Source organism: Pseudogulbenkiania subflava DSM 22618, assembly GCF_900177275.1.
Classification (GTDB): domain Bacteria; phylum Pseudomonadota; class Gammaproteobacteria; order Burkholderiales; family Chromobacteriaceae; genus Pseudogulbenkiania; species Pseudogulbenkiania subflava.
Genome location: NZ_FXAG01000017.1, coordinates 45,947 through 61,814 on the forward strand (window position 1 = coordinate 45,947; position 15,868 = coordinate 61,814).

Here is a 15,868-nt window from a genome sequence, read left to right on the forward strand (position 1 = left end):
TTTTGTGTAATCAGGTTGGCTAGACTGAATGAAACTAAGCTCAACGCCTATCGCGAAATGGGTTGCTAAAGGTTGGCCGCAAGCCGTAATGGGTTTGCGGCCAACGTGTTTTGGTAGCACGCAGGATGGGTGAAGGCGCTGGCGCCGTAACCCGTCAATAAACGTTGCTCTTGTCGTGATGGATTGCGCTTCGCTTCACCCATCCTACCAAATGGTGCAATAGCCGGTCGTGTTTTACCCTCCCAGTTCATCAACCAACTCATCCCATCCCGCCTCATTTCAATATCCGCCTGATATAGCTATCCATGATCGCCTGATAGCTCCCATCCTGCTTCATTTCCCATAGTGCTTTATCGAACACATCGCATGTCGAGTTTTTGTGGCGTGCTTTCGAGAATGCGAGGTAGCTCGGCACGGTGTCGATAACCTGCGGCAACTGCCTGACCTGCCCAGCAGCGCGTAGGGCGGATACCCTGTAAGGGTGATCCGCCATTTTCTTGCCCACGTATTTCGGCACTGGCGCTGCTGGCGGAACGCCCGCTGTGCGGGCTTCCGCCCTACGGGGGGCGCCTCGGGCGGGGCGGTGGCGTAATATGCGTTTGTAATGTTGTGCTGGAGCGAGGGGATGGCGAATTATCGGCGTTGGCGGGTGCCGGGCGGGACGTACTTCTTCACGGTGACCTTGCTGGAGCGGGGTTCCGGGTTGCTGGTCGAGCAGATCGAGGCGTTGCGGGAGGCGGTGCGGCGCACCCGCGCCGAGCGGCCGTTCCACATCGACGGTTGGGTGGTGTTGCCCGACCACTTGCATTGCATGATCACCTTGCCGCCGGGCGATGACGATTTTGCCAACCGTATCAAGGCGATCAAGATCCGCTTTGTGCGGGCATTGCCGGCGACGGAGCGGCGCAACACGGCGCGCGTGCGAAAAGGCGAGCGAGGTGTGTGGCAACGGCGGTTTTGGGAGCATGTGATCCGTTCCGAAGCCGATTATGCGGCGCATCTGGATTACATCCACATCAACCCGTTCAAGCACGGCTTGGTGATGCGGGTAGCCGATTGGCCGTTCTCGACCTTTCACCGTGCGGTGGCGGAGGGTCTGTACCCGGAGGATTGGGCCGGTGGCACCTTGCCGTTGCCGGAGGTCCCCGAGTAGGGCGGATACCCTGTAAGGGTGATCCGCCATTTTTCTGTCCACGTATTTCGGCGTTGGCGCGGCTGGCGGAACGCCCTTTGGGCTTCCGCCCTACGGTGACGATCTGCCGTGACTTCTCCGCATTGAGGTCGCCTCCGCCCCGGAGGCGGGAGTAGCGCGTAGTAGTCGCAGGGCTTGGCCGCCATGGGCTCAGGGCGATTTGGCCAGGCTCAGCGCGTATTTGCGGCAGTGTTCGAGGTAGCCCTGTTCGTGGCTCGCCACCAGCTGCACCACGCTTTGCCACAGCCATGATGGGGCGTCGAGGGTCTTGCTGCGCTGTTGTTTCAGCTCGGACAGCCAGGCCTTGCAGGTGGCCTCGTCCATCTGCCGGGCGTGGGCGGTGCCGACGACCCAGGCCAGGTAGTGCGCCACCTGCATCGCCTGCTTGGGATCGAGCTGCTCGATCTGCAGCGCCAGGTCCTGCGGTAGCAACTCGCGGATGAACACGCCGCGGTCGAGGAAGCGCGCGGCCAGCATCCGCTCGCCGAGCGCGGGCGACAGGTTCCGGGTGCCGGTGAGCACGCGCTGGGCGTTGTCGCGCGGCATCTTGCTGCGGTTGAGGCGCGGGGCCGCGGCGTGCACAGCCTCCTTGATGTCGATCAGGCAGTACTCGCGCTCCTCGCCGTTGTCGATGCCCAGCAGCACCGCGTAGCGCAGCAGGCCGAGCGAGCTGCAGCCCTTCACCCAGTAGGCGGCGTCGAGCAGTTCCACCCTGGCGTCGTCGTCGCGCGACTTCAGCCGGGTGGCAAGTTTCCGCAGGCCGCCTGTCCGGAATAGTTCCTGCATTGCCTGCCGCTCCTCGTCGTCGAGCGGCCAGAAACGCCGGCCCAGCGGGATGGTGGGCTTGGGGTTGTCGATGTGTTCGCGCGCCAGCTGCTCCCAGCGCCGCGACTTGGAGGTGCGCAGCAGGCTGTCGATTAGTTCGGGGCGCGGTTGCTGCTGCGGGGGGCTGAGGAAGGCGTTTTCGTAGCCTTGCACCATCTGTTCCAGCATCTGCGCGGTGATCACGCCGGGTAGCCGGCTGCCGCGCGCGGCGGTGGCCAGCGACAGCGCTAGGCGCACCAAGTCGTGGGCGGGATTGCCGATCACGGTCTGGTCGAGGTCGCGAATCTGCACCACAACCTTGCCGTCGATCCGGCCCAGCGGTCCCAGGTTGCTCAGGTGGCAGTCGCCGCAAATCCAGACGGCCGGCCCGTGCGGTAGCGCGTGGCCGCGCTGGCTGTGAAGCCAGTCGTAGTACTGCACGGTGTTGCCGCGCACATAGGCGTGCGGCGAGCGGGCCATCTTCAGGTTGCGGAGCGCCAGCAGCAGGGGGCGGCGTTCATCGGGGGGCGGCAGGGGCATCGCGGCTCCTGAGCGTTCGACGTGATACGGTCATGGTAGCCTGCCGGCGGAGGCATCGCTGGGAGCGGGGAGCGGGGGAGGGGCGAAACCATGAAAAAACCGGGCATGTCGCCCGGTTTCTTGTTTCGGCCTGTCGGTCGGTATTACTGCTGCGCCGACATCGAGTAGCCTTCGATCTTGGCTTCTTCCACCAGCTTGCTCAGGTATTCGTGCATCGCTTGGCGGCCGGCCATTTCGTTCAGATACTGGCCCAGGCGCTCCTTGATGTCTTCGAAGCTGATCTGGCCGCCGGTTTGGAGGGCGTTGACCTGGATGATGTGGTAGCCGAACTGGGTTTGTACCAGGTTCGGGGTAATCTGGCCGGCTTCGGTGCTGAACACGGCTTGTTCGAATTCCGGCACCATCTGGCCGCGGCCGAATTGGCCCAGGTCGCCACCCTGTTTGCCGGACGGGCAGGTGGAGTGTTCGCGGGCGAGGTCGGCGAAGCGCGACGGGTTGGCCTGCACTTCGGCCAGCACGCCTTCGGCCTTGGCCTTGGCGAGCATGTTGGCGAGTTCGTCGCCCTGGCCCAGCGGGAACAGGATGTGGCTGGCCGTGGCGCTTTCGCCTTGGCGGAACTGTTCCGGGTGTTCGTTGTAGAACGCCAGGCAGGTCGCTTCGTCGACCGGGCTGAACGCCAGTTCCTTGTCGAGCAGGGCGCCGATGGCCTGGCCTTCATTGCTGGTGTCGAGGCCGCTGGCCTTGGCTTTTTGCAGCAGCAGTTCGTGCAGGATCAGCTGTTGAATGGCAGCGTCGCGCGGGCTGGGGGCGTCTGCTTGGTTTGCCAGCTCGGCTTGCACCATTGCTTCGGTAATTTCAACGCCGTTTACGGTAATGGCCATGAGGAGATCCTGATCGTGTCGGTAGATGCACCGCGCGATGCGATGCGTTTGATAATCCCGTTGTTAATGGGGGCATTGCCGGTGGGTTTCAAGTGCCGGGCACGGCGCTGGATTCTTCTCGCAAACAGCAAAGGTTGGCCGAAGCGCCGCATCTGCGGTGTTCGGCCAACCTTGTGGCGGGTTGAGGCTCGTCAAATGATGCCCTTCTGCTGGGCAATGCAGGGTGTTTGATGGTATAGGGTCTGTATCGCCGTCCCCTCACGTTGCCCTGTGAGTGGACGGCTCGGCATTTTTCCGCCTTGGCGACGAACAAGAGAAGAGTTGGCACGATGAACACCGAGCAGGAAAGCGCTGACCACAGCGAAAAAGCAGCGAATGAACAATGGCGGCAGGCGAAGGCGATCCAGCATGCCCTGAACCGCCTGATCGCCGAGGCGTTACCGGCCAGCGGTCTGTGCCAGGAGGTGGGGCCGGTGATCAATGCCGTGCAGCAGCGGGACGGGGAGGGGCGCAGCGCCTTGGCCGGGAGTTTTCCGCTGATCAAGCGCAAGAAGCGCAAGGACGTGATCGTGGCCTGGCTCAATTACCAGATCAGCCTGTTTGGCAACGGCGTGCCGCCTTGCGTGGTCGATGGCGTCGAGCAGCCGTATGAGCCGGTGCTGCACGTGGCGCATTGGACCTGCGAATTCAGCTTTGAATACGATGCCTATATCGGCTTTCCGGCGCAGGGCTGGCAGCCGTGGCGGAACGAGGCGCAGCGCCTGTTGTGCTGGGGAGATTCCGACTCGCCGTACGGCGACGAGTGGACCTATTCCCTGCGTCTGGCGCAGATGGAGGGCGACGAGGCCCTGCAGCGTTGCGTAATTGCGCCGGCGCTGGCCTTGCTGGAGGGGGCGCCGGCGGCCGAGGCGCTGCCGGATGACCTACCTGGCCTGGTGTTTTACCAGGACAAGGAGCTGGGCGACGGCGAGCGTGATCTGCTGGCGGTGGACGCGCCGTCCACTCCGGCCTGATGTCGGCGCGCCGGGCCAGACGCCTCGCTTGGCTGCTTTTGCGGCAGTAACGCTAAGGGGAAACCATCGATGGCACGCCCTAAAGCCAGCCCACGCGTTTGAAACGCCACCACAGCAACAGGTCGAGCACCAGCATCGCCAGTAGTGCCAGCGGGTAGCCGACGCTGGTTTTCAACTCGGGCATGTTCTGGAAGTTCATACCGTAGATGCCGGCGATGGTGGTCGGTACCGCGAACAGGGCGGCGTAGCTCGCCAGCTTCTTGCTGACGGCCGATTCGTCGAGCGAGATCATCGCCAGGTTGACCTGGATCGCGGTGGCCAGCATGTCGCGCAGCGAGTCGAGGGTGCGTGTGATGCGGGCCAGGTGGTCGTCGACGTCGCGGTAGTAGTCCTGCACCGGGCGGCATACTTCCGGCACGCGCCCGCCGTGCAGCCGCGCCACGGCCTCGTTCAGCGGCACCACGGCGTGGCTGACGGTGACCAGCTTGCGCTTGAGCAGGTACAGGTCGTGGATGGTGCGCTGGCCGGCGTCGCCGCGTGCAAACAGTCTTTCCTCTATTTCTTCCAGCTCGTCTTCCAAGCGGTGCACCACGCTGAAGTAGCGGTCGACCACGGAGTCGACCAGGGCGTAGAACACGAAGCCGGCACCGAAGCGCAACAGCTGCGGCTCGTGTTCGCAGCGTGCGCGCACGTTCTGGAAGCCCTGTTGCGAACGGTTGCGCAACGACAGCACGTAGTTGTGGCCGACGAACAGGTCCATCTCGCCGACCAGGAGGTCGCCGCCGCCGTCGCAGTCCAGCAGCTGCAGCGCGCAGAACAGCATGCCGTCGTATTCCTCCAGCTTGGGGCGCTGGTGGCCATGGCGAGCGTCTTCCACCGCCAGTTCGTGCAGCCGGAACTGCTCGGTCATGTGCTGCAGCTCGTCGTCGTCGGGGTCGCGTATCGCTACCCAGACGAAGCAGTTGGGCCGGGCGAGGTAATCATGGATCTGCTCGATGGGCAGGTCGGCCAGTTTCTTGCCGTTCTGGTAGGCGACGCAGTTGATGAGCATGAACTCTCCCGGGTGTGGTGCCTGTCTCTCTTCATCCAAGCCGGTAAATGGCCGCGCCGCAAGGTGCGGCAGGGCGGGGCGGGGTGGATGACGCGCGGTGGCGTCCGGGGGCGCTCAGGGCGGGAGGGGGCCACCGCGGCGTGGCTTCCGGCAACGGCGTGGGCGTGTTGTTCGGGGGCTGGAGTAAAGGGTATTGCCTTTCTTTTCAAGCATTAATAGAATACCGTCCAGACGGATAAATTAAGGGGCGCAGCATGGGACGGACCTCCACCATCGAGCCGGATCGCATCCTCGACGCCACCGAGCGCGTCATCATGCGCGACAGCGTGGTCAAGCTGACCATCGACGCCGTGGCGGCGGAGGCGGGCATCAGCAAGGGCGGGGTGCTCTACACCTACCGCACCAAGGAAGCGCTGATCCAGGCGCTGATGGAGCGCATGGTGCGGCGCTACGACGAGGAGATCGAGCGCTGTTGGCCGGCCGATGCCGAGCCCGGCATCGCCCATCTCAAGGCGTATATCGACGCCGTGCTGGGGCTGACCGGGCAGGACCACCGCACCGCCGCGGCGATGCTGGCGGCCGCCATGAACAACCCGACCCTGCTGGCGCCGATGCAGGATTTCTACGCTCGCCATCTGCCGCGCATTCGTGCCGCGCTGCCCGACGACCGGGCGCTGACGGCCTTCCTGGCGATCGAGGGCATGGTGTTTCTGGAGCTGTTCGGGCTGGTCGGCTTCAGCCAGGCCGAACGCGAGCACGTGGTGCAGAGCCTGCACGCCTTGATTGACGGCGCCGCAGCCGGCTGACGGGCGGCGGCGATCATCAACACGTTTTTTTGAGGAGAAGGATATGCCCTGGCTCTTTCTGACGATGGCAGGTTTGTTCGAGGTGGGCTGGCCGCTGGGCATGAAGATGGCGCAAGGCGGCGGCAACACGGTCAAGGGCATCGCCTTTGCCGTGACCTGCATGGCACTCAGCGGCTACCTGCTTTATCAGGCGCAGCGCACGATCCCCATGGGTACGGCCTACGCGGTGTGGACCGGCATCGGCGCGGCCGGCACCTTCCTGGTCGGGGTGGTGTTTTTCGGCGATGCCTCGTCGCTGTTGCGCTACATGGGGGTGATGCTGATCATGTCCGGCGTGGTGCTGCTGAAGTTCGGCGGCTGAGCGGCGCGCAGCAGCGCTCCCAGTCGGGATCACAAGGTTGGCCGAAGACCGTCAGCGTGCGGTCTTCGGCCAACCTTTTTGCTGTGTTGCTGTCGTTCGGTTGTGGAACCCGCTGCGCCGCTCGTGTGCCGGGCCGGAGCCAGCACGGCAAGCGGCGGCGGCTCTGTGGTAGATTTCGCTCATTGTGCGACAGGGTCATCAACAGGGGGACAACATGGAAGTGGAAATCAGTGTCGAGGCCAAGAAAAAGCGGCTGAATAATGCCGTCGCGATGACGGTGGTGCTGCTGTCGGTGTTCATGGGGGTGTCGAAGATCAAGGACGACAATATCGTCCAGGCCATGCAGCTGGCCAAGGCCGACGCCGTGGATTTCTGGGCCGAGTACCAGTCCAACAAGGTCAAGCTGCACCTGGCGGAAAGCAATCTGAACCAGACCCGGCTGCTGGCGCAGAGTCTGCCGGGCAACGCCAAGGTCATGGCCGCCGAAGAGGCGCGCCTGGCGCGGGATGTCGAGAAGTACACCGCACGGTCGGTCGCCATCCAGAAGCAGGCCAAGGCCAGCGAAGCAGAGTATGACCGGCTGAACTTCCACGACGACCAGTTCGACATGAGCGATGCCGCCTTGTCGATCGCGCTGGCCATGGCCGCGGTGGCGGCCTTGGTGGAAAACTGGCTGCTGTTGCTGGCGTCCTGGGGGTTCGGCGCGTTTGGCGTGCTGTTCGGGTTGGCCGGTTTTGCCGGCTGGGCGATCCACCCCGGCTGGTTGGTGGCCTTGCTGTCCTAGTCGGACGATGGGGTGGGGAGGCGTACGCTGGCGCCATTCGCAGGTACAATCGGGTCTTCGTCCTCCCGCCAGCATCACGCCATGTCCCGCCCCGTTTTTTCAGTCCGAGAGGAAGAGGTCGACTTCTCCGCCATCCGCGCGCAGGGCGCGGGCGGGCAAAACGTCAACAAGGTGTCGTCGGCCATCCATCTGCGCTTCGACGTCACCGCCTCGTCGCTGCCGGCCTTCATCAAGGAGCGCTTGCTGCAACTGGGCGACCAGCGCGTCAGCAAGGAGGGCGTGGTGGTGATCAAGGCCCAGCAATACCGCACCCAGGAGCAGAACCGGGCCGACGCCCTGCTGCGCCTGCAGGCGCTGGTCGACAGCGTCAGCCACACCCCCAAGGCGCGTCGCGCCACCAAGCCGACCTTCGGCTCCAAGCAGCGCCGCCTGGAGGGCAAGGCCCGGCGCGGCGGCATCAAGTCGCTGCGCGGCAAGGTCGATCTCTGAGAACCTGTTGACGATCTGCTGCGCGTCGGCGATGCGGCGTTAAAAACGTCTTCGGAATGCTCATTTACCACGTGTAAACTCCGCTTCCTCAGCCGTTTTTGCCTTGTCTCGCTCTAGCTCGCGAGATCGTAAACAGGCTCTAAGGCGGCCGTCCACCTGCCGTATTCTTCCCGGCTCTCTCTCCCCGCGCCGCCCGTTAAACGTCAGGGCGGTGGCGCATCGTCACGATACAGCGCCAGCTCGCGCCGGCCCGTGCCATCGATCATCGCCCGGTACATGCCGGCGCTGTTGAACGGCATCGCCACGCGGCCGTCGGCGTCGACGGCGATCACGCCGCCGCTGCCGCCCAGTGCCGGCAAGGTGCCGTGGACCACGCTGTCGGCGGCCTCGGCCAGCGTCTGTCCGGCGTAGGCGAGGCGGGCGGCGATGTCGTGCGCGACGGCGGCGCGGATGAAGTATTCGCCGTGCCCGGTGGCGGATACCGCACAGCGCTCATCGGCCCAGGTGCCGGCGCCGATCAGCGGGCTGTCGCCGATGCGCCCCGGCCACTTGCCGGCGCGTCCGCCCGTGGAGGTGGCGGCGGCGAGCCTTCCCTGCACGTCGAGTGCGACCGCGCCGACGGTGCCATGGCCCGCGCCCGCCGGCCCATCGGCCAGACGGGCCTTCTCGCGCTGCAGCGCCTGCCAGCGGGCCTCGGTGAAAAAATATTGCGGGGGCTCGCATTCCAGGCCCTCGGTGCGGGCGAAGGCATCGGCGGCGGCAAAGCCCAGCATGACGCAGGGCGTCGCCTCCATCACGCGACGGGCGAGCCGGACCGGATTGCGGGCGATGCTGACGCCGGTGACCGCGCCGGCGGCCCGGCTGTGGCCATCCATGACGGCCGCCTCCAGCTCCACCCGGCCGTCCAGGGTAAAGTCGGCACCGCGCCCGGCGTTGAACAGTGGGTCGTCCTCGAGCAGCGCGACGGCCGTGGTCACGGCATCGAGCGCGCTGCCGCCCTCGTGCAGTATGCGGTAACCGGCGTCGAGCGCCGCCGCCAGCCCGGCGCGCAGCGCCGTGTCCCGTTCCGGATCGCGCTCGGCGTTCTGGACCGGCCCCGCGCCACCGTGCACGGCAAAAGCGATTGTCATCGTGATGGCTCCCCTGGATTTGACCGCAAGCCGGATGCGGCTTGGCTATGCTTTATATAGCGTAGCCCGCAATGGTGATTGCGATTGCGATGGCGGGCCTTCAACGCCGAGGGGCGTGTCATGCAGAACGAAAAAACAAGGCAAGTATTCGAGTGGTTGCTGTTGTCGCTGGGCTGGTTCGCACTCGGCCTGCAGCTCTATCTCGGCATCATGGCCGAACTCGAACGGGGCGTGGCGTGGCAGTGGACGGTGTTCAACTATTTCAGCTACTTCACCATCCTCACCAACCTGTTCCTCGCCGCCGGGCTGACCGTCCCGAGGCTGCGACCGCACTCCCGCTTCGGGCATTTCCTGCGGCGCCCGACGGTGCGCTCGGCCTCGCTGGTGTACATCACCATCGTCGGCCTGGTGTACGCCATCCTGCTGCGGCATCTGTGGAACCCCACCGGTTGGCGTTGGCTGGGCGACGTGCTGCTGCACGACGTCATCCCGATCGGCTACTTCGTCCACTGGGTGCTGTTCGTACCGCCGGCCCGGCTGCGCTGGCGCGACGCGCTGTTATGGCTGGCCTATCCCGGCGGTTATCTCGCCTACACCTTGCTGCGCGGCGTGTTCGTCGGGCTGTATCCCTATCCCTTCCTCAACGTGCTGCGCCTTGGCTACCAGGGGGTGCTGGTCAACTCGGCCTTCCTGGCGCTCGCCTTCGTGGCGATGGGCTGGCTGGTGGTGGTGCTGGACCGTCACGTCAAGGGCCTGCTGGCGGTGCGGGTGAACACCCGGCGCTAGGGGGGTATCGATGGTTTCCTCCCCACGCCGGCACCCGTGCCGACACACCCCAGGCCCGCTTCCGCCCCACCGAGCGGCCATCCTTCACTGAAGATTTTTTCATGTTCCGACGCGTCGGCGGCATGCCGCAGGCTCTTCGGCCAACCTTGATGCCCTCCGAGCGCATTTGCCCCGAGCCCGGCGGCAATGCTACAACGTCGGGTTCTGGCGGCCGCGGCCGTCGTGCCCTGGAGAGGTCATGCCACATTCCCAGCCCATTTCCGGCAAGGGGGCCATGCTGTCGCTGTTGGCATCGGTGCTGTTCGCCCTGCTGTCAGGCTACACCACGCTGCTGAAGCCGCTGGACGGCCTCGCCATCTACGCCTGGCGCGTGCTGTGGACGCTGCCCGGCGTGCTGTTGCTGCTGGCGGTGCGCGGCCAGTGGTCGTCGCTACGGGGGCAACTGCTGCGGCTGCGCCGCGAACCCTTGCTGTGGCTGCTGCTCCCGGCGATGGCGGCATTGCTGGCCACCCAGCTATGGCTGTTCATGTGGGCGCCGCTGCATGGGGAGGCGATGGCGGTGTCGATGGGCTACTTCCTGCTGCCATTGACCATGGTGCTGACCGGTTGCGTGCTGTACGGCGAGCGGCTGTATCGCCTGCAATGGCTGGCGGTAGGCTGCGCCATGGTGGGGGTGGCGCACGAACTGTGGCTGACGCGCGCCTTCGCCTGGCCGACGCTGCTGGTGGCGATAGGCTACCCGCCGTATTTCGTCCTGCGGCGCAGGTCCAGACTCGAACCGATCAGCGGCTTCGCCCTGGAGTTGGCGCTGATGAGCCCGGTGGCGCTGCTGCTGTTGTGGCACTTGGGGGAGGCCGGCTGGGGCGTGCTGGGCGAGCCGAAATTCTGGCTGCTGCTGCCCGGGCTGGGCCTGATCAGCACCGTGGCACTGGCCAGCTACATGGTCGCCAGCCGCCACCTGCCGCTGGGGCTCCTGGGTATTCTCGGCTACGTCGAGCCGGTGCTGCTGTTCGTGCTGGCGGTGACGCTGCTGGGCGAACCGCTGTCGCTGGACAGCCTGCTGACCTATGCGCCGATCTGGCTCGCGGTGCTGCTCACCGGCATCCATACCGCGCTGCACCGGCGCCGATCGCTGCGTGCCGCTTAGCCAATAGCAGGAGCCTCCTGTGTCGGGGGCTCGATACCGGCCTCGGGGCGACGTCGCGTCATGGCCCCCAGCCCGCATGTCGGCCGGGGCCGGCTGGCGCGCCCCTGCGTTGCCTCGCTTACCTCACCGATCCCCCTTCACGACCGCCTCTTTAGAAGGCGCCGATCCAGCCCGCCGCCTCATCTCCTCGCGTAGCTTCAAGCCAAGAATAATCGACGACAGCAGCAGTGTCATGGCATTGGAAGCAATCAACGGCCCGGCCCCGAGCAGGATGCCGTACGCCAGCCACAACGCCACGCCGCTGACGAACATCAGGTACATCGACAGCGAGATGCTGCTCAGGTCGCGCGTGCGCAGGGCGTGCAGAACCTGGGGCAGAAAGCTCGATGTGGTGAGAAAGGCGGCCAAGTAGCCGTAATATTCGAGTTTCATGATGGATGGCGCGTGGAGGTGGGAACGATCCGTCAGCGTAACAGAGAGCTCGCCACCGTCAATGCACCTCGCTGAGAACCAGTTCCCGATCTTGCTGCGCATCCCTGATCGGGGCTCATGTGCTGCTCTGCGCGTGCGAATCTCTTGCGGAGACTCGCTCAGCCATGATCCTCATGTACTTTAGTGCATTCCGGTTCCTGCGCTGCTCTTCACCCCGCTGAGGGCTGCTCGCGACAGATCGTGAACAGGTTCTGAGCAGTTGCAGGCGTTGTGGATCGCGTGCTGAGTCTGCCATACCTTGAGTACCCAGAGGCTATCTAGGGTGGGCCGGGCTGTGCTACGTTCCAGTCATTCGGCATGGTATTCGGAGGTTGCGATACCGAGTATGCCGTTGGCCCTGTCGATGATGCCCCCTATGGAGCGTGCGATGCCAGAAGCCCATTCCCCCACCGAAAAACGGGTACGCCATTTCCGCCAGATTCTGGTGTGGCCGCTGCAACTGATGCCGATCCACGCCGGCAGCCAGATCCAGAAGCACTGGGAGCTGTTGCAGCAAAGCGGCGCCGACAACCCCTGGCACGAGATCGACGACGTTTTCCCCGACGATCCGGCCCGGTTTCATGCCCAGCAGTACCATGAGTTCATTACTTTCCTACCGCATGTCCAGCGCTTTCTGTACGGCGAGAGCCGCACCGCGCGTCAGGGGCGCGTCGCTGGTGCCTCGCCGATGCGGGTGTTCCGCCGCCGTGACATCGCCGCGGTGCGGCTTGTCCCGGAGCCGGGCGGCGCGCCGTTGACGTTGCAGGTGGCGCGGGTCGACCTGCATTTCTTCTTCGACATTGATGTGGTGCAACTGGTGGTCGAGGTGGCCGGTGACGACCTGACGCTGTTCCAGGCGCAGGACACGCTGTACCGGTTCGGCCGGGCTTATCCGGCCGGCTGGGACGAAACGGGGCAGGGCATGCACTGTCTGCCCCGGGTGGAGTGGCTGGGGGCGGACGGCGCCACGCTGGCGGCGTCCGACTTCGAGAAGCGCGACAAGTACCTGTCCTTCGTCGGCCGCCATCGAGCGCCGTGCATCGCGGCGCATTGGGATTTCCTGCTCCGGCCGTTGGTGCTTGACCATGCCGACGAGCCCGGCCTGATCCGTTACCGCCAGCTCGAGTACTACCGCATGCCGGTGATCGCCTACCTGGCGCTGGACGATCCGCGCGCCTTGTCGCGCAGCGACTTCATCCGCCTGGGGTTGCTCACTGCGGCCAGTGAGCAGTCGGGCTTGCCGTACGCCGACCGGCACGTTGCCGACTTCGAGCAGCGCTATTGCTACGACCGTTATTGGGGGGACCGGGTGGATGGCCCACCGACGCGTTTTTTGTGCTGTGGCCATGCCCTGGTGATGGTCGGCGATGCGGCCTCGCCGGTGTTTACCGGCGCGGAGACCGGGCTGTTGGCACAGTTCCGGCACCAGTATTTCCTGCTGTTTCTGATCGCGCATTTTCAGAAGGCAAGCTTGCTGATGTTTTCGGACCGGCTGGTCGAGGCACTCAACCGGCTCGACATCCACCACGCGGAATCGGTCAAGGAATTCAAGCGTGTTATCCGCCAGCTGTTCGAGATCTTCTTGCGCTTCACCCACCGCTACTGGTTCCACGAGCTGTCGGACTTGGCGCAGTCGCGCGCCCTGTTTCGCATGTGCACCGACCACCTCGGCTCCGCGGCCTTGTTCGACGAGGTGCGCGACGAAATCCGTGAGATGAGCGAGTACCTCGACAGCGACAGTCTGCGCCGCCAGGCCAACACCGTGGTGCGGCTGACCATCGTTACCACCTTCGGCCTGATCGGTTCGATTACTACCGGGTTTCTCGGCATGAACCTGCTGGCCGCCGCGGACAGTCCGTTCCCGCTCAAGGTGTGGTATTTCCTGCTGACGCTGATTCCGACCACCTGGCTGACACTCTATACCGTGGTGAAGTCGAAACGCCTGTCGGACTTCCTCGAGGCGCTGTCGGACGAGCGCCTGCCGCGCCGGGCGAAGCTGGGGGCGCTGATCGCGGTCTGGCGCCACAAAAAGGCGGCAGGATGAGCCGTGAGTGCGGTGAGCCTGGCGCCGTGCCCTTGCCAGGAGCCCTTTTCTGACGTTTGCCGTCGCGATTTGCCTGCCCGGCGGCGTTCTATCGCGGCGGCAGCGTGGTAAACTCTGTGGGATTTCGTTTTTATCCCCCGCAGCGTCGACCGGCCTCCTGCACAAATCCGGCGATGCTGCCGCAATCGGCAATACTCATGGAGCTCCTGATGACCACTTCGATCTTCGCCGCCGTGGAAATGGCGCCGCGCGACCCCATTCTCGGCCTGAACGAAGCCTTCAACGCTGACACCCGTGCCACCAAGGTGAACCTGGGCGTGGGCGTGTACTACGACGACAACGGCAAGATTCCGCTTCTGGCCGCCGTCAAGGCCGCCGAGAAGGCCCGCCTGGAAGCCATGCCGCCGCGCGGCTACCAGCCGATCGAAGGTCCGGCCATCTACGGCCAAGCCGTGCAGAACCTGCTGTTCGGCGCCGGCAGCGAACTGACCGAGTCCGGTCGCGTGGTCACCGCCCAGGCCTTGGGCGGCACCGGTGCGCTGCGCATCGGCGCTGATTTCCTGCATCGCATGAACCCGAACGCCACCGTCTACATCAGCGACCCGAGCTGGGAAAACCACCGCGCGCTGTTCGAAGCTGCCGGCTTCAAGGTAGAGAACTACCCGTACTACGACCCGACCACCCGTGGCGTCAACTTCGCCGCGATGAAGGCCTTCCTGCTGGGCCTGGAAGCCGGTTCGATCATCGTGCTGCACGCCTGCTGCCACAACCCGACCGGCGCTGATCTGTCCGACGCCCAGTGGGGCGAAGTGGTCGAAGCCTGCCGTGAGCGCGGCCTGGTGCCGTTCCTCGACATGGCCTACCAGGGCTTTGCCGAAGGCATCGATCAGGATGCCGTGGCGGTGAATCTGTTCTCGGCTTCCGGCCTGCAGTTCTTCGTGTCGAGCTCGTTCTCCAAGAGCTTCTCGCTGTACGGCGAGCGCGTCGGCGCGTTGTCCATCGTGACCGCCTCCAAGGAAGAAGCCGGCCGCGTGATGTCGCAGCTCAAGCGCGTGATCCGCACCAATTACTCCAACCCGCAGATTCATGGTGGCGCCATCGTGGCCGCCGTGCTGTCCAGCCCGGAACTGCGTCAGCAGTGGGAAGACGAACTGGCCGGCATGCGTGACCGCATCCGCGCCATGCGCTCCGGTCTGGTCGAGCAGCTCAAGGCCAAGGGCGTGGAGCAGGACTTCTCCTTCGTGATCAAGCAGCGCGGCATGTTCTCCTACACCGGCCTCTCCGCCGCCCAGGTAGAACAGCTGAAGAACGATTTCGGCATCTACGCCGTGTCGACCGGCCGCATCTGCCTGGCCGCTCTCAACAGCAAGAACATCGGCTACGTGGCCGAGGCCATCGCTGCGGTGGTCAAGGGCTGATTTCGTCCGTCGCCGTTTCAGAGAAACCCGGCCGGAGCGATTCGGCCGGGTTTTTGTTTGCCTGTCATGTGTGCGGGTTCAAAGATTGGCCGCAGATAACCGCGCACGTCGCCGCCAAAAGCGCGATAATCGCGCTCCTGTCGAATCACCCCCGAGTCTCCGCCATGACCGATACCATCCGCCTGTCCAAACGCATGACTGAACTGGGCCTGTGCTCGCGCCGCGAGGCCGACGAATTCATCGAGATGGGGCTGGTCAAGGTCGACGGCGTGGTGGTGAACGTATTGGGCAGCCGGGTGCGCCCGGAGCAGACCATCGAACTGACGCGCCAGGCGATGGCGCTGCAGGCCGAGCGCGTCACCTTCCTGCTCAACAAGCCGGTGGGCTACGGCTCCGGCCCGTCGGAGGCCGGCGAGCGTCCGGCCTGGCAGCTGATCAAGCCGGAGACCCGTTCGCCCAGGGACCGTTCCGGCTACACCTTCCTGAAGAAACATCTCAATTACCTGGCGCCGGCGGGCAAGCTGGACGTCGATTCGTCCGGCCTCTTGGTGCTGACCCAGGATGGCCGCATTGCGCGAGCGCTGATGGCCAAGGCGGCCGACTTCGAACAGGAGTTCCTGGTGTGGGTCGAGGGTGAGGTCAGCGAGGCCATGCTCGAGCAGCTGCGGCACGGCCTGAGCCTCGACGGCGAAGCGCTGAAGCCGGTCAAGGTCAGCCGCCAGAGTGATAGCCAGCTACGCTTCGTGTTGCGCGACCCGGTGCGTCGCCAGATCCGCCGCATGGCCGAGCTGGTCGGCCTGCGCGTGACGGCGGTGAAGCGCATCCGCATCGGCCGCATCGCGCTGGGCGATCTGGAGCAGGGGCAGTGGCGCTACCTGGCCGAGCACGAACGGTTCTGACCCGATCGGCAGGGCGACGTGCTGTAGAGCCGGTACGGTGCTTTGCCGTTCC

The 15,868-nt window shown here is 65.0% G+C and carries 17 protein-coding genes; 11 read left to right on the top strand and 6 right to left on the bottom strand.

Annotated features, from left to right (window positions below; all coding sequences use genetic code 11):
• Positions 1–274: 274 nt before the first annotated feature.
• Positions 275–517, bottom strand: coding sequence for a type 2 periplasmic-binding domain-containing protein (locus tag B9N72_RS14690; RefSeq protein WP_143477837.1), 243 nt, complete (start codon positions 515–517; stop codon positions 275–277).
• Positions 518–625: 108 nt separating this feature from the next.
• On the opposite strand from B9N72_RS14690, the gene B9N72_RS14695 reads away from it, so the two are divergent.
• Positions 626–1,153, top strand: a complete 528-nt coding sequence (locus B9N72_RS14695) for an REP-associated tyrosine transposase (protein ID WP_085277055.1) — start codon at positions 626–628, stop codon at positions 1,151–1,153.
• 189 nt (positions 1,154–1,342) lie between these two features.
• Here B9N72_RS14695 and B9N72_RS14700 read toward each other — a convergent pair whose 3' ends face one another.
• Both B9N72_RS14700 and B9N72_RS14705 read right to left on the bottom strand, forming a co-directional pair.
• Entirely contained in the window at positions 1,343–2,536 is a 1,194-nt protein-coding gene (locus B9N72_RS14700; RefSeq protein WP_085277056.1) for a DUF2252 family protein, read from the bottom strand.
• Between the two features lie 143 nt (positions 2,537–2,679).
• Positions 2,680–3,417 carry a peptidylprolyl isomerase gene (locus B9N72_RS14705; RefSeq protein WP_085277057.1) on the bottom strand — a complete coding sequence of 246 codons (738 nt, stop codon included), beginning with the start codon at positions 3,415–3,417 and terminating at the stop codon, positions 2,680–2,682.
• A gap of 329 nt (positions 3,418–3,746) precedes the next feature.
• Between B9N72_RS14705 and B9N72_RS14710 the strand changes: the two genes are divergently transcribed.
• The gene (locus B9N72_RS14710; RefSeq protein WP_085277058.1) at positions 3,747–4,430 is read left to right on the top strand and encodes a hypothetical protein; all 684 of its coding nucleotides are present in this window, start codon (positions 3,747–3,749) and stop codon (positions 4,428–4,430) included.
• A gap of 79 nt (positions 4,431–4,509) precedes the next feature.
• Here B9N72_RS14710 and B9N72_RS14715 read toward each other — a convergent pair whose 3' ends face one another.
• Positions 4,510–5,481: a magnesium and cobalt transport protein CorA gene (locus B9N72_RS14715; protein WP_085277059.1), complete on the bottom strand. Its 972-nt coding sequence runs from the start codon at positions 5,479–5,481 to the stop codon at positions 4,510–4,512.
• Positions 5,482–5,735: 254 nt separating this feature from the next.
• On the opposite strand from B9N72_RS14715, the gene B9N72_RS14720 reads away from it, so the two are divergent.
• From B9N72_RS14720 to arfB, 4 genes are all read left to right on the top strand, one after another.
• Complete coding sequence (locus B9N72_RS14720; RefSeq protein ID WP_085277060.1) at positions 5,736–6,287, top strand: TetR/AcrR family transcriptional regulator; 552 nt, start codon at positions 5,736–5,738, stop codon at positions 6,285–6,287.
• Between the two features lie 43 nt (positions 6,288–6,330).
• Positions 6,331–6,648, top strand: a complete 318-nt coding sequence (locus B9N72_RS14725; RefSeq protein ID WP_085277061.1) for a DMT family transporter — start codon at positions 6,331–6,333, stop codon at positions 6,646–6,648.
• Positions 6,649–6,862: 214 nt separating this feature from the next.
• A complete protein-coding gene (locus B9N72_RS14730) occupies positions 6,863–7,432 on the top strand; it encodes a DUF4337 domain-containing protein (protein ID WP_085277062.1) in 570 nt (189 codons plus the stop codon).
• 81 nt (positions 7,433–7,513) lie between these two features.
• A complete protein-coding gene (arfB, locus tag B9N72_RS14735; protein ID WP_085277063.1) occupies positions 7,514–7,921 on the top strand; it encodes an alternative ribosome rescue aminoacyl-tRNA hydrolase ArfB in 408 nt (135 codons plus the stop codon).
• 203 nt (positions 7,922–8,124) lie between these two features.
• Here the strand turns inward: arfB and B9N72_RS14740 are convergent, their stop codons facing one another.
• Entirely contained in the window at positions 8,125–9,051 is a 927-nt protein-coding gene (locus B9N72_RS14740) for an isoaspartyl peptidase/L-asparaginase family protein (RefSeq protein ID WP_085277064.1), read from the bottom strand.
• Between the two features lie 120 nt (positions 9,052–9,171).
• Between B9N72_RS14740 and B9N72_RS14745 the strand changes: the two genes are divergently transcribed.
• Both B9N72_RS14745 and rarD read left to right on the top strand, forming a co-directional pair.
• Positions 9,172–9,837: a Pr6Pr family membrane protein gene (locus B9N72_RS14745; RefSeq protein ID WP_085277065.1), complete on the top strand. Its 666-nt coding sequence runs from the start codon at positions 9,172–9,174 to the stop codon at positions 9,835–9,837.
• A gap of 238 nt (positions 9,838–10,075) precedes the next feature.
• A complete protein-coding gene (gene rarD, locus B9N72_RS14750; protein ID WP_085277066.1) occupies positions 10,076–10,984 on the top strand; it encodes an EamA family transporter RarD in 909 nt (302 codons plus the stop codon).
• 123 nt (positions 10,985–11,107) lie between these two features.
• Here the strand turns inward: rarD and B9N72_RS14755 are convergent, their stop codons facing one another.
• Positions 11,108–11,416: a SemiSWEET transporter gene (locus B9N72_RS14755; protein WP_085277108.1), complete on the bottom strand. Its 309-nt coding sequence runs from the start codon at positions 11,414–11,416 to the stop codon at positions 11,108–11,110.
• Between the two features lie 427 nt (positions 11,417–11,843).
• Between B9N72_RS14755 and B9N72_RS14760 the strand changes: the two genes are divergently transcribed.
• From B9N72_RS14760 to B9N72_RS14770, 3 genes are all read left to right on the top strand, one after another.
• The gene (locus tag B9N72_RS14760) at positions 11,844–13,499 is read left to right on the top strand and encodes a magnesium transporter CorA family protein (protein WP_085277109.1); all 1,656 of its coding nucleotides are present in this window, start codon (positions 11,844–11,846) and stop codon (positions 13,497–13,499) included.
• A 221-nt stretch (positions 13,500–13,720) separates the two neighbouring features.
• Entirely contained in the window at positions 13,721–14,917 is a 1,197-nt protein-coding gene (locus B9N72_RS14765) for an amino acid aminotransferase (protein ID WP_327078303.1), read from the top strand.
• A 164-nt stretch (positions 14,918–15,081) separates the two neighbouring features.
• Positions 15,082–15,816, top strand: a complete 735-nt coding sequence (locus tag B9N72_RS14770) for a pseudouridine synthase (RefSeq protein ID WP_085277067.1) — start codon at positions 15,082–15,084, stop codon at positions 15,814–15,816.
• The last annotated feature ends 52 nt before the right edge of the window (positions 15,817–15,868 follow it).